This is a genomic window from Lysinibacillus sp. F12 (assembly GCF_057773605.1).
The window spans coordinates 817,586-839,735 of record NZ_JBYMLP010000002.1 but is presented as its reverse complement, the minus strand read 5'-3'; the positions used below and the strand labels follow the sequence as shown (position 1 = coordinate 839,735).

The window sequence follows — 22,150 nt, the reverse complement described above, 5'->3', positions numbered from 1 at the left end:
AGAGACACATATGGAAACAGTAAGAAAAAGTTTTATGACTGGCATCATACTAAAAAGAGCATTAATAGAAGCTTTTAAAAAATTTAGCCCCCTATATATGCTGAAAAATCCTGTTATGTTTGTCGTAGAGGTAGGGTTTTTGTTTGTGTTACTGTTAGTTCTTTTTCCAAATTTGTTTGGTGATGAGGGGGGAGAACATGCACGATTATATAATGGGATTGTAGCTATTATCCTTTTTGTTACGATTCTATTTGCAAATTTAGCAGAGTCGATTGCAGAAGGGAGAGGGAAAGCACAGGTTCAAACATTAAAAAAAACAAAGACAGTGACACAGGCACGTGTTTTGCTTCATGATGGTTCTGAAATTTTTAAATTGGCCCATGAATTAAAAAAAGGAGATATTGTATTAGTTCAAGCTGGAGAGATCATTCCTAATGATGGTGAAGTCATTGATGGAATTGCTACTGTAGATGAATCCGCAATTACTGGTGAATCAGCTCCTGTAGTGAAAGAACGGGGAGGAGATTTCTCGTCAGTGACGGGGGGGACGACGGTAACAAGTGATTGGCTGATGATTGAAATCACTTCCATGCCTGGTGAATCATTTTTAGATAAAATGATAACGCTTATTGAAGGAGCCAGTCGAAAGAAAACGCCAAATGAAATAGCACTCAATACACTTCTAGTAAGTTTAACAATTATCTTCCTTTTGGTTGTGGTGTCACTATATCCTATGACAACTTATTTAAATGTACCGATTTCTATCGCTACGCTAATTGCCCTGACCGTTTGTTTAATACCGACAACGATTGGTGGATTATTATCGGCGATTGGTATTGCAGGAATGGACCGCGTAACACAATTTAATGTTATAGCGATGTCTGGCAGAGCGGTAGAGGCATGTGGAGATGTGGATACGTTAATCTTAGATAAAACAGGAACGATCACTTATGGAAATCGTATGGCGGCTGAGTTTCTACCCGTTAAAGGAGTGGAAAGTCAGGATTTAATTCAAGCTGCATGGCTTAGTTCACTAACAGACGATACACCAGAGGGGAAATCTATTTTATCACTGGCCTGCGAATTAGGGGTCAATTCAGACGGTGAAGAAATGATTATTAAGTCAAGTAAGCATGTTCCATTTACAGCACAGACACGCATGAGTGGTTTAGATAAAGTCGATGGCACAAAAGTTCGAAAAGGAGCCTCTGATACGATCAAAAAAGAAAGTATGAAAGCTGGGCATAGCATTCCTAGCAATTTAGATCAATTGGTTCAACAAGTCTCTTCTGTTGGGGGGACACCACTGTTAGTAGCGTTAAATGATAAAATTCTAGGCGTAATTTACTTAAAGGATGTCGTCAAGGCTGGACTGAAGGAGCGATTTGACCAGCTTCGTGCAATGGGGATTAAAACGGTTATGTGTACGGGAGATAATCCACTTACTGCTGCAGCTATTGCAAAGGAAGCAGGAGTAGATAGCTTTATTGCAGAAAGTAAGCCTGAGGATAAAATTCAAGTGATTAAAGATGAGCAGGCACAGGGTAAGGTTGTAGCTATGACTGGTGATGGGACGAATGATGCGCCTGCACTGGCACAGGCGAATGTAGGGCTTGCTATGAATTCAGGAACAAATGCAGCAAAGGAAGCTGCGAATATGGTAGATTTAGATTCAAATCCAACTAAAATTATTGAAGTTGTAGAAATTGGCAAGCAATTGCTAATGACTCGCGGTGCCTTAACCACATTTAGTATTGCAAATGATATCGCAAAATATTTTGCCATTATTCCAGCTATGCTAATGATCGCTGTGCCTGAGATGAAGGCACTAAATATTATGAATCTCAATTCACCTACAAGTGCCATTATTTCTGCCTTGATTTTTAATGCAATCATTATTCCATTGCTTATTCCAATTGCCATGAGAGGGGTAAAGTATAAGCCAATGAGTGCTGCAAAATTATTAAATAAAAATTTACTTGTGTATGGTATGGGTGGAATAATAGCCCCCTTTATTGGCATTAAGATCATTGATCTACTAGTAGGACCACTATTTCGTATAGTTGGATTATAGGGAGGAAGCTGTATGCGAAAAATTATTGAGAACTCCAAGCAGGCATTATTTGTGACAATAACCATGTTCATTATATGTGGTTTAATATATCCGTTTGCCGTGACAGCCTTAGCTCAAGGGGTGTTTCCTCACAAAGCAAATGGCAGTTTAATAGAAATGGACGATCAAGCGGTTGGTTCTGTATTAATTGGTCAAAGCTTTAACGCTCCAGAATATTTCTGGGGGCGTGTCTCATCCGTTAACTATAATGTTTATACGACAGAGGATACGCTACCAGATGACAATGACCAGGTGAACTATAGTGGTGTAAGCTCAGGTACATTTAACTATGCACCAACCAATCCAGAATTGAAGAAACGAATAGAGGGGGATATCGAGAGGTTTTTACTTGCAAATCCAACCGTACAACGGCAAGATATACCATCGGATCTAATGACTGCCTCAGGTTCAGGGTTGGACCCCCATATTAGTGTGAAGGCAGCACAAATACAGGTGAATCGAATTGCCCAAGCAAGTGGGCTTTCTAAGGAAGACATTAATAAAATTATAGAGGCAAATATAGAAAAACGTACATTTGGAGTATTGGGAGAACATAAGGTGAACTTCCTTATGGCGAATATAGATATTATGAAAAAAATGGAGAGTACTAAGGATTAAAAAAATGAAAGACAGGTAGAGAAGTTTTCTCTACCTGTCTTTCTATATATTAAGCTTGTGAATTAACAAGGATTTTAATATGGTTTCGCTCTTTCATTAATGCCTCAAAGCCCTCTGTTACGACCTCTTCAAGAGCTATACGTTTTGTTACAAGTTTATCAGCAGGGAAGTAACCTTGCTTCATTAATTCCATCACTGCTGGGAAAATATCGCGATAAGCAATAATACCTTTAACAGAACGCTCAGTTAGTACGATATTGTTTGGCAGAATAGATGCGTCAGTTTCCCAAATAGAAACAATAATGGTTTCACCTTCAAAAGTTGTGGAATCTATAGCTTGCTGTAATACTACTGGAACACCTGTTACTTCAAATGCTACATCAACGCCACCATTTGTTAATTCATGTAGACGAGCTACCGCGTCCTCCTCTTTAGGATTAATCACTGCTGTAGCACCTAGTTCTAATGCTTTAGCGGCACGCTCTGCTGAAAGCTCTACGGCATATATCTCTGACGCGCCTGCAGCACGTAACGCTTCAATGACAAGAAGCCCGATTGGACCTGTTCCAAAGACAGCTGCTTTATCGCCTGCTTTTAATTTACTTTGGCGTACTGCGTGTAGGGCTACCGCTGCAGGTTCGACCAATGCGCCTTGCTCGTAGGAAAGTCCTTCGGGCATTTTGTGAACCAATTTTTCGTCTACCATTGTAAATTCAGAGAATCCACCACCACCGCCTGAAAGACCGTGGAAGCCTAAATGCTTACAAATATTATATTTACCTTTTTTACAGGCAGCACATTCGCCACAGGAAAGAATCGGTTCAACTACGACAGGATCTCCCACTTTTACGGATGTTACACCATCACCAATTTCAACTACTTGGCCTGAGAATTCATGTCCCATTACAATTGGCGCGATATCTTTACTTACATAGTGAGGTTGCTCCACAGGAATAAAGATTGGACCAGCTGCGTATTCATGTAAATCACTACCACAAATTCCTGTCCAATGTACTTTAATTTTTACTTTTCCAGGTGCAATGACTGGTTCATCAATATTTTCTACACGGATGTCTTTTGCTTTATACCATCTTGCTGCTTTCATCATCTATCAACCTCCTATAATATCTTACAGCTCTATCATAACATGTGGGAATAATGCTAATCATTAGCTCCCTATAAATTGACATAAAATTTACATATACCCAGCTTTTTCGAGTATTGATACAGCGCTTTTTTGATTGCATATTCTCCGTATTTCAAGTACCTTTGATAAGGGCTTTGTTACAGTGATCATAAAACGATAAAATTATGTTTATGCTTGTAAGAATAGGATGTAAATATACCTTAAAGTTCGAATCATGGTACAATGAAAAAAGATGTTAGGAGGAACGAATGATGTCAAAATATACTGATTATAATTTTCAGCCATTTTTGCAGGACGCCATTGCAGAACTTGGCTTTACAGAACCGACACCAATTCAAAAAGAAATTATTCCATTAATATTAAAAGGGAAGAGTGCCATTGGACAGGCACATACAGGAACAGGGAAAACACATAGTTTTTTAATTCCGATTGTTCAACGTATTGATGTAGAGAAACAGGAAGTACAGGCCGTTATTACTTCTCCTACACGTGAGCTGGCACAGCAAATTTATGATGCATTGAATCAATTAATAGAAGGAACAGCTATACAGGCAAAACTTTTTATTGGGGGTACGGACAAACAACGCTCTATTGATAAGTTAAAAACGCAACCTCAAATTGTTGTTGGAACACCTGGACGTATTCGTGACCTTGTTTCAGCACAAGCGTTATTTGTGCATACGGCACCAATTCTAGTTGTTGATGAAGCAGATTTAGCTTTCGATATGGGCTTTATTGAGGAAATTGATGGATTTGCATCTCAAATGCCAGAGAAACTTGAAATGTTCGTATTTTCAGCAACAATCCCAGAAAAGCTACAGCCTTTCTTAAAAAAATATATGGACGCACCTGTCCATGTACACATGAACGATAAACGACCTGTGGCAGAGGGCATTGATTTTATGCTTGTACCTGTTCGTTCTAAATCACGTAATAAACGTTTATTAGAAGTCATTGAAGGCATCAATCCATTTTTGGCTGTTATTTTTACAAATACACGTAAATCGGCTGAGCATGTTGCTGGTTATTTAAATGAGCATGGTATCCGTTGTGGACAAATCCATGGTGATTTAAGCCCACGTGATCGTAAGAAAATGATGAAGCAAATTCGTGATCTCGAATATCAATATATTGTTGCAACAGATTTGGCGGCACGTGGAATTGATATTCAAGGAATTTCTCATGTCATTAACTATGAAATCCCTGAGGATTTAGAATTCTTTATTCACCGTGTAGGACGTACTGCTCGTGCAGGTAATAAAGGAACAGCCATTACATTATTTGAGCCATCTGAAGAGGATGCAGTAGTACGTGTGGAAAAAATGGGTATTCCATTTGTGCAAATGGACGTTAAAAATGGAGAATGGTCTGAGTTAAAAGAGCGTCATGCCCGTAAAAATCGTGTTAAACAAGAGAATGAAATAGATGTGAAAGCGAAGGCGTTGGTGCGTAAACCTAAAAAGGTGAAACCAGGCTATAAGCGTAATATGAAATGGGAAATGGAAAAAATTAAAAAACGCGAACGCCGCTTAAAAGCGAGAGGAAAAAAATAAGGGGGCTTTTACATGCTACTTGGCTCACATGTTTCGATGAGTGGGAAAGAAATGTTACTTGGCTCTAGTAAAGAGGCATTATCGTACGGAGCTAATACATTTATGATCTATACAGGAGCGCCACAAAACACACGTCGGAAAGCGATTGCCGATCTGAACATTATGAATGGTCTCCTTCATATGAAAGAGCATGGCATGACTAATATTGTTGTTCATGCTCCTTATATCATCAATATTGGCAATACGGAAAAACCAGAAACTTTTCGACTCGGTGTAGATTTTTTACAGTCGGAAATTGAACGTACAGCAGCATTAGAGGCAACACAAATTGTCTTGCATCCTGGTGCACATGTGGGTGCTGGGGCAGATGCAGGGATTGCCAAAATTATTGAAGGCTTAAATGAAGTATTGTCGCAAGATTATCCCGTCCAAATTGCATTAGAAACAATGGCAGGGAAAGGAACAGAATGTGGCCGTTCCTTTGAAGAGTTAGCTAAAATCATAGACGGTGTCACTCATAACGAACGTCTTTCTGTATGCTTTGATACTTGTCATACACACGATGCTGGCTATAACATTGTCGAGGATTTCGATGGTGTTCTCAACGAATTTGATAAATTAATAGGTGTTGATCGCATCAAAGTTCTGCACATTAATGATTCAAAAAATGTGCGAGGCGCTGCTAAAGACCGTCACGAAAATATCGGCTTTGGTCACATTGGTTTTGATGCCTTGAACTATGTTGTGCACCATCCACAATTAATGGCGATTCCTAAAATTTTAGAAACACCATTCGTTCCACTTGCTAGTGATGCCAAATCAAAATCAGCTCCATACAAAGCTGAAATTGAGATGCTGCGCAGCAGTACATTTAAGCCTGAGCTTATCGAGGCTTTAAAAGGCTAACAAAGAAGCCCAACATCCAGCCACAGTGCTGATGTTGGGCCTTATTACGTTATTTTGTAAAAAGTGCGATTAGCTGACGAGAGCGCTTTCTTCCTAAAACAGCCTCCACTTCAACTAAAATATCTTTAGGAATGCCTAAAAAAAGCCAGGAAAATGAGAATTGCTCCAAATAAGGCCGAAGCTTTTTTACTTCAGAAGTTGTAATGTCAAAGCCCTCTTCACGAGCAATCGCGACAATTTCCTTATCCGTGCTTTGTGCCAATTGCTGTAAAAATTGAATACTCAAAGTCAATCCTCCTTTATGATATGGTTAATCAAATGCTTTAAACGGTCGCCATTTCCTCATTCAAAAAGAATAGACATCTTCTTTTCTTTACAAAAACTGCACTTTCCTATATACTTACAACTTGTAAATCGTAATGATTTTGAATTAGAAAGAAGCGATCATGCATGAAAACAACATTAATTGACATTGAAAATGTGTCATTTCAATATGACTATACACAAGTTTTAAAAAATATTTCCTTTCGTGTAGAAGAGGGCGATTTTTTAGCGCTACTCGGCCCAAACGGTTCGGGGAAATCAACGTTATTAAAAATCCTTTTAGGTTTATTGAAGCCTCTTTCGGGAGAAATAAAGCTTTTTGGTGAACCAAGTGCAACGTTTAAACATCGAGAATGGATCGGTTATGTTTCACAAAAATCCAATGCCTTTAATTCAGGATTCCCAGCAACCGTGCAAGAGGTCGTGAAAAGTGGATTAACGAAAAAATTAGGGCTATTTAAAAGACCTGGACGAGAAGCTAAAGGAAAAGTTCAAGAAGCGTTAAAGGCAGTTGGTATGGATGCATTTGAACATCGTAATATTGGTGAATTATCAGGTGGACAACAGCAACGAGTGTTTATTGCGAGAGCTTTAGTCAGTGATCCCAAATTACTTATTTTAGATGAACCGACTGTTGGTATTGATCACGAGAACGTGCAGTCATTTTATGATATGCTGGCGAAATTAAATCGGGAACAGGGAATTACAATGATTCTTGTCACACATGATGTCGATACCGTATCTAATCGCATTAGCCATGTGGCTTGTTTAAATCAAACGATTCACTTCCATGGCTACAAAAATGAATTTGATAATATTTCCCAGGGTGCGCTAGATGCTTGGTATGGCCATTCTGTGAGAAAGATTCATTAGAAGGAGAAGGCACAATGATTGAAGCAATTTTACATTATGAATTTTTACAAAACGCCTTTTTCTCTGGATTATTAATTGGCATACTTGCCCCACTATTAGGCGTTTTTATTGTAGTACGAAGGCTATCGCTTATTGCCGATGCTTTGTCACATGTCACACTTGCTGGAATAGCAGGGAGCTTATATATTAGCCAATCTGTGACCGCCTTAGCGTTGCTCAACCCTATTTATCTAGGGATTTTAGCGTCTGTTAGTGGTTCTATTTTAATTGAGCGTCTAAGACGTTTATATAAGCACTATGAGGAGTTAGCTATACCCATCATTATGTCAGGCGGTATAGGTATAAGCGCTATCTTTATATCGCTTGCCAGCGGCTTTAGCACAGATTTAATGAGTTATCTGTTTGGCTCAGTATCAGCTGTATCCCGCCAAGATCTTTGGGTAGTGATTGGAATTGCTGCTGTCGTCATCCTCTTTTTGTTTTTATTTTTTAAAGAATTATTTGTTTTATCCTTTGATGAAGAGTATGCAAAAGCAAGCGGCCTTCCAGCACGATGGGTGCATCTATTGTTTATGATTGTGACTGCCCTTGTCATTGCTGCAAGTATGCGCATTGTAGGTATTTTACTTGTATCATCATTAATGACGTTACCGGTTGCAGCAGCTATGCGATTAGCAAAAGGCTTTAAGCAAACTATCTTTTATGCTATTGTTTTTGGTGAAACGGCTGTATTAATCGGTCTGATTAGTGCGTTTTATTTGGATTTAGCGCCGGGAGGTACAATTGTTGTCACTTCGATTTTGATATTGCTACTTGTGATTCTTGGAAAGAAAGTAGCATTTAAAATGGCTGCGAAGCAAGGGGAGGTAGCACAATGAATGTTTCAAGAGCGTGGGAAATTTTAAAAGAAAATGGTTTTAAAAAAACAGATAAGCGGGAGTTAATATTAGATATGTTTGCAGCAACAGATAAATATCTAACCGCCCGTGATTTATTGGATGTTTTAAAGAAGGATTTTCCGGGAATGAGTTTTGATACCATTTACCGCAACCTTGCTACATTTGTGAAGCTAGGGATTTTAGAGGAAACAGAGCTATCTGGAGAACGTAATTTCCGAATGCACTGTGAATCCGCACATCATCACCATCATTTTATTTGTATGGATTGTGGAAATGTAAAAGAGCTCAATCTTTGTCCGATGGAAATGTTAGGAGAAAAACTACCTGACTATGAAATTGAAAATCATAAGTTTGAAATATATGGGAAATGCCCGGACTGTAAGCAAGAAACTCTGTCACCTTAAAAAATGGACAGAGTTTTTTTATGTAAAAGAGAGGGTTGTTCCTTATAGGAATGTACCCTCTCTAATTTTATTAAGCTACTGCTACTCTACGAATCGCAACAATTTTATTACAGTCTACAATTAAAGGTGAAGCAGCAGCCGCACCAGGCTCAAGGAAGTAAGCACAGCAATTTCTTGGATCGAAAGAAATGAAAGTCACACCTAAGAAGCTAATACCTCCAGATAAGAAGATGTCTAGTGTAGTAGCTAGCTCTAATTTTCTTAATTGCTGACAAATACAGCCTCTACAATTGCTGCTCATTTTCGGTGTACATTTTTCTTCTTTTTGACAAGGGCATTTTTCTTCTTTTCGTGGACAACATTTCTCTTCCTTTTTTGGACATTTACAACCTTGCCAGTTCATCTGTGTTGTATATCGTCTATCCTCCATCGTTCAGACCTCCCTTCCTCTATGTTCGTAAGAGTATCCTTACAGTAATAATCTATGTTTAGTAAATAGATAGAGGCTGGTAATCTGTCCGATAGTCCGCATAAAAATCTATATTTTTCTCTAAAACTTTGGCATTGTGCAAAGTCCTAAAAGTAAATTTTGCTATAAAAATCTAATAATGATATTTGTATGGGGATAGATTATCATTGGAAACAAAAAAAAGACGAGTCATTACAGAAACGTAACTCATCGTCATTTTTCATAACATTATTGATGTTTTTGTTGGAAATCGACCATAAAGTCTCTTAAAGCTTCACAAGCCTCTAATGGCACAGCATTATAAGTTGACGCACGACAGCCACCTACAGAACGATGGCCATTTAGCCCTACAAAGCCAGCTGCTTTTGCTTCCGCTAGGAATTGTTTTTCAAGCTCCTCATCGGCTACACGGAATGTAATATTCATAAGTGAACGGCTCTCTGGAGTGGCATGGCCTTTATAGAAGCCGTTGCTATTGTCAATCGCATCATAAATAACTTTAGCCTTTAATTCATTGCGCTTCTCAACTGCAGTGACTCCACCATTAGATTCTACCCATTTCAACACTTCGCCTAGCATATAGATACCAAATGTAGGTGGTGTATTATATAAAGAATTACTATCAGCATGTGTTGTATATTTAAGCATTGTTGGAATACTTTTATTTGCTTTTTCAAGAAGATCTTTGCGTATAATAACAACTGTAACACCTGAAGGACCTAGGTTTTTTTGAGCACCTGCATAAATAAGTCCAAATTTCTGAATATCAATTGGTTTAGAAAGAATATCACTAGACATATCGGCAACTAATGGTACATTTCCCGTATCTGGATAATCTCTCCACTGTGTACCGTAAATAGTATTATTAGAAGTGATGTGCACATAGGCATCATCTTCATCGAACTGAATGTCTGCTAGGGCAGGAATATTGCGGTATTGGTTGTCTTTCGTGCTAGCAGCCTCCACAGGTGTACCGAAAAATTTAGCCTCCTTGAATGCCTTCTCAGACCAAGAGCCTGATAATACATAACTTGCTTTTTGGTCAGTAGATAGGAAGTTCATTGGCACCATTGTAAATTGGAGGCTAGCCCCCCCTTGTAAAAATAGCACCTCGTAATTTTCAGGTATTGCATATAGCTTTTTCAATAAGGCGATAGCTTCGTTATGTACTTCATCGAAAATGGCACTACGATGGCTCATTTCCATAATCGACATACCTGAGTCACGGAAGTCTACTAATTGTTGTTGAGCTTTTTCTAATACTTCTTGGGGTAGAGCAGATGGACCTGCGTTGAAATTGTATGCACGTTGTGTCAAAGTGGGTACACTCCTTGTTTGGTTAATATGTGAAATTTTATCCAGTGGCTATGAACTGCTGAATATACACTGTACTGATCGGGCTTTAATCGTCTAAGAACAATCATTAGCAAATAGGACCATTAAAGCGGGATAACAGAACTTTACTGGATTATAACTTAATTTTCAAGAGAAAAAATAAAATTCTTAATATTTGAGCAGAATAGCGACAGCCTCGCAACAAAATGTACACAATTAACAGACGTTTTTAATTCAAATACGAACAAAAAGTATAATTTCATAGGTAATAAAGTTAGAATTTTCGTAATTAAAATAAATTCAGTCGATTTCGAACGGTTTAATGTTCGGATTTTGTATCTGTAGAAAAAGTCATTCTTGTTGGAGTTATAGAAAAGGATAGACTAGAAAATAAAACGATTATTTATGAAGACGATGCATGAAAATGTATGAAATTAACCCATTACCTAGTAAGTTTTTGTATAATAGATTGAGAATAGTAAAGGGGTGTTCATAATGTTTACAGTAGAAAATGCTTGTTTAGTAGTCGTAGATGTGCAGGGAAAGCTAGCAACGATTGTTGATGAAAGTGAAGCAACGATTGCCAATATTGCTAAGCTGATACAAGCAATGGAAGCACTGAAAGTCCCTGTTTTATGGCTAGAACAAAACCCAAGTCGTTTAGGCGGTACGGCACTCGATATAGCACAACATTTACAAGGACAAGCTATTGCTAAGATGGCTTTTAGTGCATGGGAAGAAGACGAATTTGTGAAAGCAATAAAGGAAAGTGGACGTTCTCAATTTATTGTTACGGGCATTGAAACGCATATTTGCGTATACCAAACAGCTAGACAACTGAAAGAACAAGGATTTGAAGTTGAAGTAGTGGTAGATGCTGTTTCTTCACGAACAAAGGCCAATAAGGAAGTCGGATTAGCTAAAATGAGTGCCCTAGGTATTTATCCAACGAGTATGGAAATGATTTTATATGAACTTTTGCAACGAGCAGACCATGAACATTTTAAAACAATCTTACAGCTTGTGAAGTGATACCAATAAGTTGTACCCATTGGTCTGTATCAAAAATAATAGGAATGACAATTTACAATCTTGCTTTAAAAAGGAAATTAAAAAAATATAGTTTTTGTAGAATAATTGTGTAATGCCTGATGGGTCTATAGACCTCGTTTGGGCATTTTTTTTTTAGAGTATATTTAAAGTATGATTCTACTCATATAAAATCTTAGCCATTCTAATTGTAGTATACTACATGATAAAATCTGGTTTCATTATAGAAAAATAACTCTTAATGAGGAAGATGACAATGATAAAAATTTTAAAATGGTTTTTTTTAATAACTAGTGTTGTTTTTCTTTTAATAAGCTGTAATGGAAATGAGGTAGCATTACAAAAAGAACCCGCAATTTCGCAGACGGAACAATTTGTCATTGAAGATTTAATGAATGAAAAAGGATTGTTACGCACAGATTTAGCTAACCAAAAGGATGTATTTTTATCTGAATCGGTTGGGCTATGGCTTGCTTATCTAGTAGAAAAAGGTGATCATGCACGTTTTGATGAACAGGTTGATGTATTGAAATTGTATTTTTTGTCAAATGACTTTATTGTATGGCGATTAGAAGATACTAAAAAAGCTTCTGTGAATGCACTAATCGATGATCTACGTATTATTCGAGTGTTACTAGATGCAAGTGAGAAGTGGCATGATTCAGATTATGAACAATTGGGTAAAAAAATTGGAGAAAATTTGGTTCAGTATGGGATGAATCAAGAGCTGTTTGTCGATTTTGTGGATGTCAGCAGTCATGATAAAGCAACTACTTTAACCATAAGCTATATTATGCCTTCTGCTTTTCAGAAGATGGAACAGCATGACCTATTATCTCCACAACAAGTTCAATATCAGTTAGATATTTTACAAAATGCTCCTATAGCTGAGGCAGGATTTTTCCCAAAATATTTTGACCTTTCCTCCAAAAGTTATGTGTTCGACGAGGAATTGCATATGATTGATCAATTATATACAGCCTATCATCTTGCTTCGATGGATGGGGACACAATTCCATTTAAAAACTGGCTGTTAAAGCTTTTGAAAAGAGATGGCAGACTCTATGGTCGTTATAGTGCTCAAACAAATCAACCGACCGTTACCTTTGAATCGCCCGCTGTTTATGCCATGGCAGCAAGATATATGCTGGCGTTAAATGAACAGCAATTAGCTCAGCAGTTCATGGAGAAGATGATAGCACTAAAAGATCCTTCATCAGGTTATGTCGATAAAAATACAAAGTTAACGCATAGTTTTGATAATTTGCTACCACTATTAGCAGAAAGGGAGGTAAAAAATGCGTACCACAATGAATAGAAATAGAGCTATTTTGCTTTATGGAACGTTACTCATTTTATTGTTACAAATACCAGCTTATTTTTTACTCCGTCAGGATGCTGAAGGCATATTATTATATATTTTTTTAATGATTCTCATTGTACTTACCCTTTGGAGGGGGACTGTATTTGGGCTTGTTAGTAGCCTTATCTTTATTTTTATAACGGGCTCTACATTACTATATACAGGAATAGCAGGAGCCGTCATTTTTCTAAACACTACTTTTTCCATGCAAATGTTTTTCGCTTATGGGATTCTGCTATTGATCCTCATTCTTTGTGCTGGTAAGGTGCATGAATTAATGAGAGAACAGAGAAACTATTTAAAAAAACTGCAAGACGATGTTAGAAATTATGTAGCCATTGATGTGGAAACAGGATTTGATAATGAAACGAGAATGCGTATAAGTGTCAATGAAGAAATGCGTAGGTCAGACCGACATAAACATACGTTTGTCTTTATGATTTTAAAGCTTGAAAATTATGATAAATTCCAAAAGCTGTATGGTGCGAAAGAGGTACAGCATTTATGGCAACAGCTTTCACAACGAATTCAACAAACGGTCAGACAAACTGATAAAAAGTTTCGTTTTCGTGAAAACCATATAGGTTTGCTATTAATCGATACAACAGAACAGCATATGGAAGTTATTTATGACAAACTAGATCAAGCATTAAAAAACCATCAATTGGTCAATGGCAAATGGGTAACACTTAATTATAAAACAAGCTTTATTACCTATCGTCCATTGATGGAAGCAACATTTGATGATTTTTTAACAGAATTAGAAAGAGAGATGAAAACAAGTGCGCTCTAAATACAACTTATGGTTCGCCATTGGAATGCTTTGTTTTTATACTTTCATATCAAGTGAGACTGTATTTGCTGTCCAAGATGACAAAGATATAGCATTAATCTTTGTTACAAGTACTCAACAACCAAATCTTGATGTAATGGCATTGCAAGAAATGCTTCAAGTATATACGTCCGTGGATGTTTTAGCGATTGAAGAAATAGATGAACAGATGCTACAACGATATAAACGCCTGGTTATTTTAAATGCTTATCCAACAGCTATTCCTGGAAAGGCTCTAGCAGCGGTGAATCGTTTTCAGGGTTCTGCGATTCTAATTGGTGAGAATGCTCTTCAATTCAGTCCCTTTGCTAAATGGCAGCAAGGTCAAATAGTGGAGCTACGAACAATTGGGGGAGAGAGTTTAGACAATCCTGTGAAATGGAAAAGTGTTCTACCATCTGCTGATTTCGAAGTCATGAATAGGGCTTCTTCCACGAATGAATCGTATCCTTTCATCGTTAAAAAGAACAATTGGGCTTATATCGGAGATTTTGTCAATAGAGGGACTTTACAATATCAATGGCCTAGTGTTATGGGTGACTTGCTGCAATTACCCAAGCCTCAGTCACATCCTGCTTTTATTGTACTATCAGATATTAATATGAAAACAGATGTGAAAAAGTTAGAAAAGGTAGTAAAGGAATTCACTAGAAATAGTGTGCCTATTGCTCTTGAGGTAACACCTATATTATTGGATAAATTTGAAAAAAATATATATTATTTACATGATAATAAAAAATTATTAAGTTATTTACAAAAGCTACAAATTGAAGGTTATCCTTTTATCCTTTCTTCCTCTACATCACCTGAAAAAAGTCTTGAATATTTAGCACTCCGGAAAATTTATCCGGCGATAAGCCGTGAAGGGAGTAGCCTATTTAAAGGAAGTATCGAGGAAGAAGGTCAATCCTTCTATATTAAACAAATGGACAACCGGACCATTTATCCAATGACGGTGGGAAGCATTTCTGATACAGACATCAATCCTTTGTATACTGTGAAACAAAAAATAGATTATTTATTACAGGTTCCCAGTTCAATGATCGGCATTCAATACCCTGCTTATGTAAATGCATCCTATGTTCAAGAACTCGTTGATGTGCTAAAAGGGCATCCTCAGCTAGAACTCATGAATTTCCGACAAACAAACCAACAAGTAAAGTCAGAGAATGTTACAATCGTCCAACATAAAGATGGTGAACAGACCATTGACCTAACTTTTTCTAAAACAGAGCGTTTAAAAATTGTATTCGATGAACGGCCATTCGAATTAATTTTATGGGTACTTGTCCTTATTGTTTCTTTGTTTGTTACATTATTTTTTATAAGCACCTTACGTTTACGAATCACATTGCGTAAGAGATTATTTGAGGAGAGGAAGACAACTGGCTAATCTTTTATTTTTTATTTCACTTTTCCTCATTTGGATTATGCTGCTCTACCATATGTTTTTAATGGAGGGAGGCTATTTACATTTTCGTTTATTTGAAAAACCGATCGATGAATGGTCTAAAAAAATGACCGATGTACCCTCTGTCAGTGTTTTTATTCCTGCTCATAATGAAGCACTCGTAATTGAGCAAACTTTACGGGCTATGTCTCGTTTGTATTATCCAAAAGATAAATTAGAGGTGATTGTTATTAATGATAATTCCTCTGATGAAACTGGAAATATTGCCTTGCAGTATGCTGAAAAGTTTCCATTTATGCGAGTCATTGAAACCGTGGAGCCGAACAAAGGGAAGGGTAAATCCTCGGCATTAAATTCTGCGTTAGCGGATTCGACAGGAGACATTGTAGTGGTCTATGATGCCGATAATACACCTGAACGCATGGCAGTTTGGTATTTAGTAATGGGTCTCATGAATGACCCTAAAGCTGCTGCAACTGTAGGGAAGTTTCGTGTCATCAATGCGGCTGAAACATGGTTGACAAGGTTTATTAATATAGAGACGATTTGCTTCCAGTGGATGGCTCAGGGAGGTCGTTGGAAGTGGTTTAAAGTAGCGACCATTCCTGGTACTAATTTTGCAATCCGCCGTACAGTTTTAGAGCAGTTAGGTGGATGGGATGTCAAAGCATTAGCAGAGGACACTGAGCTGACCATCCGTGTCTATAATTTAGGCTATCATATTCGATTTTTCCCAAAAGCTATTACTTGGGAGCAGGAGCCAGAGACATTAAAAGTTTGGTGGAAACAACGAACAAGGTGGGCAAGGGGCAATCAATATGTGGTTCTGAAGTTTTTAAGCCAATTTTTCACCTTAAAAAGAAAAAGTATTATATTTGATTTATTTTACTTCTTCTTCACATATTTTTTATTTTTCTTTGGCGTTATTTTATCCAATGCTTTATTTGTTATTAATTTATTTTATGACATTGGTTTAACCGTAGGTGATATTGCTCTTGTTTTATGGGTACTAGCCTTTTTACTATTTCTAGGAGAAGTAATGATTACTTTAAGTATTGAAAAAACTGAAATGAATAAAAAGAATTTTTTATATGTCATTCTTATGTATTTTACTTATTCTCAAATGTGGATCGTATTAGTCGTATGGTCATTATTTTTAGAAATAAAGCGCATGTTTACCGGACAAGAAGTGCAATGGTATAAAACTGAACGATTTTCAAAGCAAACAGATAAAGGAGCGGAATAATGAGAGCCAAATTTTTCTATCTACTTACTTTTATAGGCTTTTTATGTTTTACAAACGACGCTGTTGCGGCTACCATTACCGTAGATGATAATACAATGGCAATAGAAGGTAATCAGAAGCAAAACAAGCCATTATTATCACAGCCCATTGAATTACAGGGACCTTCTTCGTCGAGAGATTTTTATTATAATCTAGTAGATGATGTGAAACAAAATGGCCAGCAGGTAACCTTTCAAATTCAACATTCAGAGCTACTTATAGCACCATCCTCCTTTACCGTAAAAGTGGATGATGTAGCGATTATATCGGTGCCATTAAAAGCCGATTCGCTCAAGCAAAACATTGTGGTAAATCTTCCGAAAGAGGCTTTATTAAAAGGGACTCACAAGATTACTGCAAGTTTTTATGGGATTTTAAAAGAAGGTATTTGTGTGCCACCTGGTAATGCAGGTAATTGGTTACGTATCGATATCCTATCTTCCATTTCCGCCTTTAGCGAGGAGAACCCTGCATGGACCTTAGCTAATTATCCAACTGCATTTTTGGGCTATGAGGGATATGAAACAACAGTTATTTTACCAAAGAAAGCTTCTGGAGCGACTTTAAATAGTGGATACCAGCTCGCTGCTTATTTATCGGAGCATGGTGATACGAATGTACAGATACAACGGGAAGATGCGGTCAATCAAGTGTCTGGTCCTATTGTTATCGTAGGCTCACAACAGGAATTTAGTACAAGCTTAATTAAAAATGTATTAGCTAAAATCAATGTTAGTGACGACACCATGACATTATCTATACAGGAATTACTAAATACAGATTCCAATCGCCGGCTCCCTATTTTGGCTGTGACTTCTAATAGTGCTAAAGCGATTGAGGAACGATTATCCTTTTTAACAGAGTCTAGATTATCCGAGCAATTAATCGGAAATACATTAGCTATTAAAGATTTACCGAAAATAGACAGCACTTCAGATACAACGATTTCCTTTAAGCAGTTTGGCTTTGAAAGCCAAACATTGTCTAGTCAATTAACGATGACCCCGCGTTATTATGTTTCCTTGCCACAATTAGAGGCTAATAAAGAAGCGGTCATGCGATTAATATTAAAGAAATCAGCCAGTATACCGGACCATTATGAAGATGACGATCGGAAACTTGAATTGATTGCTTATATTAATAATGTCCCACACTCGGTAGATGTACGAAAGATAAAGCAAACTACTACAGATATGTATGAAGCTTTACTACCTATTCAAACCAATGTTCTTAATCAACAATCCATGACAGATATTCAGTTCGAAGTAACAGGCTTTCAATTAGAGGATCCATGTGAAACGACGAATGAACGTTATTGGTTATATATAGATAGTGATAGTACTTTATCTATTACTAAAGATGTAGCTGAACCGACCTTTACTCTACGTGATTTTCCGAATTCCTTTCATGATCATACATTAATGGTGGTTCCTGATAATGAAAGCATGGATGATGTCACGATGGTATCAATGTATAAAGCATTAATGATGAATGGTAAAATGGCTAACATCACGCTTATGAATGACAAAGACGTCACAGAAGAAGATTTACAAAAGCATGCGGTCATTTTCATGGGGGACATGAAGCAGCTCAAATGGCTTTCCAAAAATGGTACCCATATTCCACATTCATCGGAGCAGTTAATCCAACAAGGCTTTTTACCTGAGGCAATTGGACAATATGCTTATATGACTAGGAACTTCTGGCAGAAAAAGCGGCCGTTATTGTGGATTCAAACGTTAGAGAATGCTTCTGTAAAAGGGGACTTTTTTGCACACCTGAAAGAGACTGATTCGCAAGCAGGTGCAGCGATTGAAACAAAAGAAGGACAGTTTGTCGTAGCAGTAAATCAAAACGTTAATAAAAATGATGTAAAAACGGATAAAAAAGGAGAAATTTCATTTATCCTAATTGCAGAATTTGTAGGATTAATAATGATCATTGCAGTGATTTTATATGTCAGCCTTCGGAAAAGAAAGAAAAATCAAGTGAAACAATAAAAGCGAGGTTAAGCGACTTTGCGTCAGACTATAGTCAAACTCATTGAATTTTGAGTTTGCCTACAGTCTTTTTTAAAAAAATGAAGTAAAGCCGTTGATTTCCACTACCGCTTTGCTTTTGCACAGAAAACATCCGCTCAGTCCAGGTTTTAGACTTTCCAGCAGGAGTCGCCGCCCTTCGTTCCAATCACCCATAATGACGAATAATCCAATCAATGAATGTGAACAATTAGAACTGTTAACGGTGGATCAAAGAGTTCCCAAAGATTATTTAGTGCGAAAACTCGAAGCTGCTATAGATTTTTCATTTATCTTCCTTACAAATTGTCCATGCAGGCGATGGATGCTTACTTTTGCTGCCATGAATTGAAAGAAAATATGGCAAATAGCTTAAGAAGAGCAACTATGCTCGAAGCGTATATTGAAATCGACAGTGATTTACCGAATATCGGAAATAAAAAAGAAAGAAAAAATGACAAAATCCATCGAGAGTGAATTTCTCGATGGACGTTGCTTTTTTATGCTGGCATATCAGTTGGTGTTGGTTTTGCATAGCCTTCTTTATAAGTCTCATCAATAAACTGGCGAATTTCTTTTAGACTCTTGCCATCCTGATGCATTTTAGCTGACTGTACAGCAATTTCTAAACAGACTAAACAACGAGTGCCATGATCATCCCAGACGATGGATCCATCCTCACGTTTTTCCTGAATAAAGCAGTTTAAATTACTTTTGTGGCCAGAAGATTCACCACATCCACAATAACATGGCATCCATTCAAGAATTTCTGTAGATTGTCCAGCGACTTGATACACTAAGCGAATATTTTCTTGTTTATCCTCTAAAAACGATGGAAGAACGTTTGCTGAAGCTGTTTCTTCCTGAATATCACCTGAAGCATGACTATCCCCTTCGTGGGACGCTTCCCCCTCTGTAGCTACATGTTCATTTTCAACATTTTTCGTATTTTCTCCACAAGCACTTAATAACATTAACGCCAAAACAATAAAAATAGAAACCCTTTTCTTCAACGATAGCGCCTCCTACATGTTTACAATACTTCCATTATAACATCGTTCTCATAAACATTTACATGAAGCCTAGTTGAAGCTCAATGAAATATATCTAGCCCGCGTGTTTTGTTCATAAAATGTTCTATTTTTTCGCTCAGTAACTTTTTTAAGAAAAAGCCGAATAGGATAAAGACAATCCAGAAACCAACTAAGAAAAGGAGATCTATCCATACCGTTGACCAAATAATGCCTCCCACAGCCTCACGCATCATTTCAATTGCATACGTAAAAGGTAAAAATGGGTTAATAATTTGGAAGAACCTTGGCAGTAATTCAACAGGATATGTTCCACCAGAGCCCGCAATTTGTAAAACAAGCATGACAATCGCTAAAGCCTTTCCAACATTTCCAAAGACTGAGACTAATGTATACACAACTGTTACAAATACTACGCTAATCAAAAGTCCAAACAAGATAAAATAAGTGGGTGCCTGAATAGAGCCGTCAACTAAAAAAGTATCACCAATTGTAATAATAAGGGTCTGAATAATAGAAAAAGTTGCAAATGTTAGTAAGCGACCAAAATAAATTTCACGAATACTATAAGGTGAGTTCTCATGAAGATTTACGGATAATAGTGAAATTAATAATAAACAACCGACCCAGATGGACAGCACTGTGTAAAATGGTGTCATCGCTGTTCCGTAGTTTGCAATAGGGAATATTCGATGTTCCTTTAGTTTAATGGGCTCTTCAAAGAAATCACGCTCGGCATTGACATCATTCTTTAATAATTGCACAATCTCAGAAATATCAGCTTCATTTTCTAAAGTTCGAAGTTTAGTGGCTAAGTCTTTGATTTTTGTACTCAGCGTAGGGAACTCTCCTTGAATTTTTTGTAGCGCATTATTAGCCGTTCCTAACGTATTTTTTGCTTGTGTCAATTTATCAGTTGCCTGGGGTATGAATTGTTTTACATCCGTCAACATGGAAGATGCGCTTGATAATGTACTTTTAGCACTAGACAATGTTGAGCGGATTTGTGGCTCCAGATGATCGTTATAGTAGACCAAAAACTTTTGCAAATTAGCCGTGGCATTTTGTGCCATCTTCTGAATCGCTATAATGTCTTGTTGAATAACTTCTTTATCAATTGGCTGTAATTGTTCAATTTTTGTAAGGATATCTGCATGTAAAGTGTTTAGTTGTTGCAGATCTTTTAAGGCGTTTAAAGTTGAATCGGTAAAGCTCGGATTATTTTGCAAGGCATCACGGATGCCAGTAAGTTGCTTTATAATTTGCTGATTATCTTGGGCATTACTTTGCTGTAAGGATGTGATGATATTGTCTAAGGAATCCTGTAACTGATTTCGGGTTAAAGTATCTGCTTGAATCAACTTCTGCAGTGCCTCAAGTGTTTGGATACTATGTGCTATATTTTCTTTGGACGTCGACAATTGATTTTTTAGTGCTTCTTTTGTTTGGGCGATAGAGCTTGAATCAAGTTCAATACTATTGAGCTTGTTTATCATATCTGTGAAGTGCTGTGCAATATTTTGAACAGTTTGTACATCCTTTTTGATAAGAGGAGATAGTTCATTAAACAGAGCATCTGCTTCGTTCACAAGATTTAGACCTTTTTGAATGGTAGTTAAACCATTCGTTGTTAATTGTTCCACTTGTGGAATTTGTGTAAGCGCACGATTGAGTAATTGATCGGCCTCCTTCCCTTCAAGGGAAGCCTGACCTAAAAATGAATTGATATCAGGTAAATGCTGCTCTATGGTAAAGACATAGTTTTCAAATTTTCGAAAGTCAGGAATGTCACGTTCCATTTCGAGACCAATGGTATTAAAAATGGAGAATAACGTACCATTCACCGTCGATACAAATTCACTAGATACCTGCTGGGTGAGGACACTTGCTCCTTTACTTGTAATTTTGGGAGCAATTGGATTCTTTTTTTCATTTACATAATAATCAATATGAGCTTTTGTCGGTTGATCTGTTAGAATGGAGGTGAGCTTTTGTGAAAAGTCACTAGGAATAACAATCATGGCAAAATAATCTCCATTTTTCAAATGCTCCATAGCTTGCTTTTCGTTATCAAGCTCCCAAGTAAAGCTTTCATTGGTTTTTAAATTCTCGATGACTTCATTGCCAACATTAATCGCTTCATTTCGAACGGTGGTTCCTGTATCCTCGTTAACAATCGCGATTTTCATATTGGATGTGTGGGCATATGGGTCCATAGAGGCATAGATATTTAGCCAGGCATAGAGTGAAGGAAGAAAAATCAATCCGCCTACAATGACAGCTACGACCCAGTTTGTGACAATATTCCGGATATCCTTCGTGTAAATTTGAAATACATGCTGAAACGAATTTTTCATATAATCACCCCACATTCAAATTTTGCATGAGCTCTCAATATGTATGTTCCCAAATATACTTAAAATTATGTTATAAATGTGAAATTTCTTTTTTTAAAGGCGAATTAGTTTACTAGGTTTTCAAAACACTTTATAATCAATCCGGATACACTAAAATTAGGA

General features: G+C 37.1%; 19 protein-coding genes. 13 read left to right on the top strand and 6 right to left on the bottom strand.

Translation table 11 applies throughout. The features are described from left to right. Nucleotides 1-10: 10 nt before the first annotated feature. Both kdpB and kdpC read left to right on the top strand, forming a co-directional pair. Nucleotides 11-2,074 carry a potassium-transporting ATPase subunit KdpB gene (kdpB, locus tag AC3CH7_RS11220; protein WP_488381747.1) on the top strand — a complete coding sequence of 688 codons (2,064 nt, stop codon included), beginning with the start codon at nucleotides 11-13 and terminating at the stop codon, nucleotides 2,072-2,074. Between the two features lie 12 nt (nucleotides 2,075-2,086). After that, nucleotides 2,087-2,731, top strand: a complete 645-nt coding sequence (gene kdpC / locus AC3CH7_RS11215) for a potassium-transporting ATPase subunit KdpC (RefSeq protein ID WP_325881699.1) — start codon at nucleotides 2,087-2,089, stop codon at nucleotides 2,729-2,731. A gap of 49 nt (nucleotides 2,732-2,780) precedes the next feature. Here kdpC and AC3CH7_RS11210 read toward each other — a convergent pair whose 3' ends face one another. Then, nucleotides 2,781-3,836 carry a 2,3-butanediol dehydrogenase gene (locus AC3CH7_RS11210; protein WP_036216916.1) on the bottom strand — a complete coding sequence of 352 codons (1,056 nt, stop codon included), beginning with the start codon at nucleotides 3,834-3,836 and terminating at the stop codon, nucleotides 2,781-2,783. Nucleotides 3,837-4,129: 293 nt separating this feature from the next. On the opposite strand from AC3CH7_RS11210, the gene AC3CH7_RS11205 reads away from it, so the two are divergent. Beyond that, complete coding sequence (locus AC3CH7_RS11205) at nucleotides 4,130-5,431, top strand: DEAD/DEAH box helicase (protein WP_031417008.1); 1,302 nt, start codon at nucleotides 4,130-4,132, stop codon at nucleotides 5,429-5,431. A 12-nt stretch (nucleotides 5,432-5,443) separates the two neighbouring features. Further along, complete coding sequence (locus tag AC3CH7_RS11200) at nucleotides 5,444-6,337, top strand: deoxyribonuclease IV (protein WP_197225062.1); 894 nt, start codon at nucleotides 5,444-5,446, stop codon at nucleotides 6,335-6,337. Nucleotides 6,338-6,386: 49 nt separating this feature from the next. On the opposite strand, the gene AC3CH7_RS11195 is transcribed toward AC3CH7_RS11200, so the two are convergent. Continuing rightward, on the bottom strand, nucleotides 6,387-6,623 hold the full coding sequence (locus tag AC3CH7_RS11195; protein ID WP_012295215.1) for a Nif11 family protein: 237 nt from the start codon (nucleotides 6,621-6,623) through the stop codon (nucleotides 6,387-6,389). A 164-nt stretch (nucleotides 6,624-6,787) separates the two neighbouring features. Between AC3CH7_RS11195 and AC3CH7_RS11190 the strand changes: the two genes are divergently transcribed. The 3 genes from AC3CH7_RS11190 to AC3CH7_RS11180 are packed head-to-tail and all read left to right on the top strand — an operon-like array spanning nucleotide 6,788 to nucleotide 8,837. Beyond that, nucleotides 6,788-7,534 carry a metal ABC transporter ATP-binding protein gene (locus AC3CH7_RS11190; protein WP_012295214.1) on the top strand — a complete coding sequence of 249 codons (747 nt, stop codon included), beginning with the start codon at nucleotides 6,788-6,790 and terminating at the stop codon, nucleotides 7,532-7,534. A 14-nt stretch (nucleotides 7,535-7,548) separates the two neighbouring features. After that, nucleotides 7,549-8,412 (top strand): metal ABC transporter permease, encoded by an 864-nt coding sequence (locus AC3CH7_RS11185; protein WP_031417001.1) that lies wholly within the window; start codon nucleotides 7,549-7,551, stop codon nucleotides 8,410-8,412. Further along, nucleotides 8,409-8,837, top strand: a complete 429-nt coding sequence (locus tag AC3CH7_RS11180; protein ID WP_012295212.1) for a Fur family transcriptional regulator — start codon at nucleotides 8,409-8,411, stop codon at nucleotides 8,835-8,837. The genes AC3CH7_RS11185 and AC3CH7_RS11180 overlap by 4 nt, the downstream gene beginning before the upstream one ends. Nucleotides 8,838-8,907: 70 nt before the next feature. Here the strand turns inward: AC3CH7_RS11180 and AC3CH7_RS11175 are convergent, their stop codons facing one another. Next, nucleotides 8,908-9,267, bottom strand: coding sequence for a hypothetical protein (locus AC3CH7_RS11175; protein ID WP_031417000.1), 360 nt, complete (start codon nucleotides 9,265-9,267; stop codon nucleotides 8,908-8,910). Nucleotides 9,268-9,534: 267 nt separating this feature from the next. Further along, nucleotides 9,535-10,623: a 3-phosphoserine/phosphohydroxythreonine transaminase gene (gene serC / locus AC3CH7_RS11170; protein ID WP_012295210.1), complete on the bottom strand. Its 1,089-nt coding sequence runs from the start codon at nucleotides 10,621-10,623 to the stop codon at nucleotides 9,535-9,537. Between the two features lie 513 nt (nucleotides 10,624-11,136). Here serC and AC3CH7_RS11165 point away from each other — a divergent pair. The 6 genes from AC3CH7_RS11165 to AC3CH7_RS11140 all read left to right on the top strand — a co-directional run bounded on the left by AC3CH7_RS11165 (nucleotide 11,137) and on the right by AC3CH7_RS11140 (nucleotide 18,582). Next, on the top strand, nucleotides 11,137-11,673 hold the full coding sequence (locus AC3CH7_RS11165; protein ID WP_012295209.1) for a hydrolase: 537 nt from the start codon (nucleotides 11,137-11,139) through the stop codon (nucleotides 11,671-11,673). A gap of 274 nt (nucleotides 11,674-11,947) precedes the next feature. Next, nucleotides 11,948-13,009, top strand: a complete 1,062-nt coding sequence (locus AC3CH7_RS11160; protein ID WP_230591262.1) for a hypothetical protein — start codon at nucleotides 11,948-11,950, stop codon at nucleotides 13,007-13,009. Then, nucleotides 12,990-13,847, top strand: coding sequence for a diguanylate cyclase domain-containing protein (locus tag AC3CH7_RS11155; RefSeq protein WP_031416996.1), 858 nt, complete (start codon nucleotides 12,990-12,992; stop codon nucleotides 13,845-13,847). Before AC3CH7_RS11160 ends, AC3CH7_RS11155 begins: the two co-directional genes overlap by 20 nt. After that, nucleotides 13,837-15,279 (top strand): hypothetical protein, encoded by a 1,443-nt coding sequence (locus tag AC3CH7_RS11150; RefSeq protein WP_488381746.1) that lies wholly within the window; start codon nucleotides 13,837-13,839, stop codon nucleotides 15,277-15,279. The genes AC3CH7_RS11155 and AC3CH7_RS11150 overlap by 11 nt, the downstream gene beginning before the upstream one ends. Next, nucleotides 15,272-16,543: a glycosyltransferase family 2 protein gene (locus AC3CH7_RS11145; protein ID WP_036162843.1), complete on the top strand. Its 1,272-nt coding sequence runs from the start codon at nucleotides 15,272-15,274 to the stop codon at nucleotides 16,541-16,543. The genes AC3CH7_RS11150 and AC3CH7_RS11145 overlap by 8 nt, the downstream gene beginning before the upstream one ends. Next, nucleotides 16,543-18,582 (top strand): cellulose biosynthesis cyclic di-GMP-binding regulatory protein BcsB, encoded by a 2,040-nt coding sequence (locus AC3CH7_RS11140; RefSeq protein WP_197225059.1) that lies wholly within the window; start codon nucleotides 16,543-16,545, stop codon nucleotides 18,580-18,582. Before AC3CH7_RS11145 ends, AC3CH7_RS11140 begins: the two co-directional genes overlap by 1 nt. A gap of 518 nt (nucleotides 18,583-19,100) precedes the next feature. Here the strand turns inward: AC3CH7_RS11140 and AC3CH7_RS11135 are convergent. Continuing rightward, a complete protein-coding gene (locus tag AC3CH7_RS11135) occupies nucleotides 19,101-19,613 on the bottom strand; it encodes a PCYCGC motif-containing (lipo)protein (protein WP_012295202.1) in 513 nt (170 codons plus the stop codon). A gap of 80 nt (nucleotides 19,614-19,693) precedes the next feature. Further along, the gene (locus AC3CH7_RS11130; protein WP_197225058.1) at nucleotides 19,694-21,988 is read right to left on the bottom strand and encodes a YhgE/Pip family protein; all 2,295 of its coding nucleotides are present in this window, start codon (nucleotides 21,986-21,988) and stop codon (nucleotides 19,694-19,696) included. Nucleotides 21,989-22,150: the final 162 nt, after the last annotated feature.

Excerpts from the sequence above, each read along its gene's own strand:
- AC3CH7_RS11160 (WP_230591262.1), top strand. The coding sequence starts at position 11,948 with ATGATAAAAATTTTAAAATGGTTTTTTTTAATAACTAGTGTTGTTTTT.
- AC3CH7_RS11205 (WP_031417008.1), top strand. The coding sequence starts at position 4,130 with ATGTCAAAATATACTGATTATAATTTTCAGCCATTTTTGCAGGACGCC.
- AC3CH7_RS11130 (WP_197225058.1), bottom strand. The coding sequence starts at position 21,988 with ATGAAAAATTCGTTTCAGCATGTATTTCAAATTTACACGAAGGATATC.
- AC3CH7_RS11190 (WP_012295214.1), top strand. The coding sequence starts at position 6,788 with ATGAAAACAACATTAATTGACATTGAAAATGTGTCATTTCAATATGAC.
- AC3CH7_RS11155 (WP_031416996.1), top strand. The coding sequence starts at position 12,990 with ATGCGTACCACAATGAATAGAAATAGAGCTATTTTGCTTTATGGAACG.
- AC3CH7_RS11200 (WP_197225062.1), top strand. The coding sequence starts at position 5,444 with ATGCTACTTGGCTCACATGTTTCGATGAGTGGGAAAGAAATGTTACTT.
- AC3CH7_RS11140 (WP_197225059.1), top strand. The coding sequence starts at position 16,543 with ATGAGAGCCAAATTTTTCTATCTACTTACTTTTATAGGCTTTTTATGT.
- kdpB (WP_488381747.1), top strand. The coding sequence starts at position 11 with ATGGAAACAGTAAGAAAAAGTTTTATGACTGGCATCATACTAAAAAGA.
- AC3CH7_RS11175 (WP_031417000.1), bottom strand. The coding sequence starts at position 9,267 with ATGGAGGATAGACGATATACAACACAGATGAACTGGCAAGGTTGTAAA.
- AC3CH7_RS11210 (WP_036216916.1), bottom strand. The coding sequence starts at position 3,836 with ATGAAAGCAGCAAGATGGTATAAAGCAAAAGACATCCGTGTAGAAAAT.
- AC3CH7_RS11180 (WP_012295212.1), top strand. The coding sequence starts at position 8,409 with ATGAATGTTTCAAGAGCGTGGGAAATTTTAAAAGAAAATGGTTTTAAA.
- AC3CH7_RS11165 (WP_012295209.1), top strand. The coding sequence starts at position 11,137 with ATGTTTACAGTAGAAAATGCTTGTTTAGTAGTCGTAGATGTGCAGGGA.
- kdpC (WP_325881699.1), top strand. The coding sequence starts at position 2,087 with ATGCGAAAAATTATTGAGAACTCCAAGCAGGCATTATTTGTGACAATA.
- AC3CH7_RS11185 (WP_031417001.1), top strand. The coding sequence starts at position 7,549 with ATGATTGAAGCAATTTTACATTATGAATTTTTACAAAACGCCTTTTTC.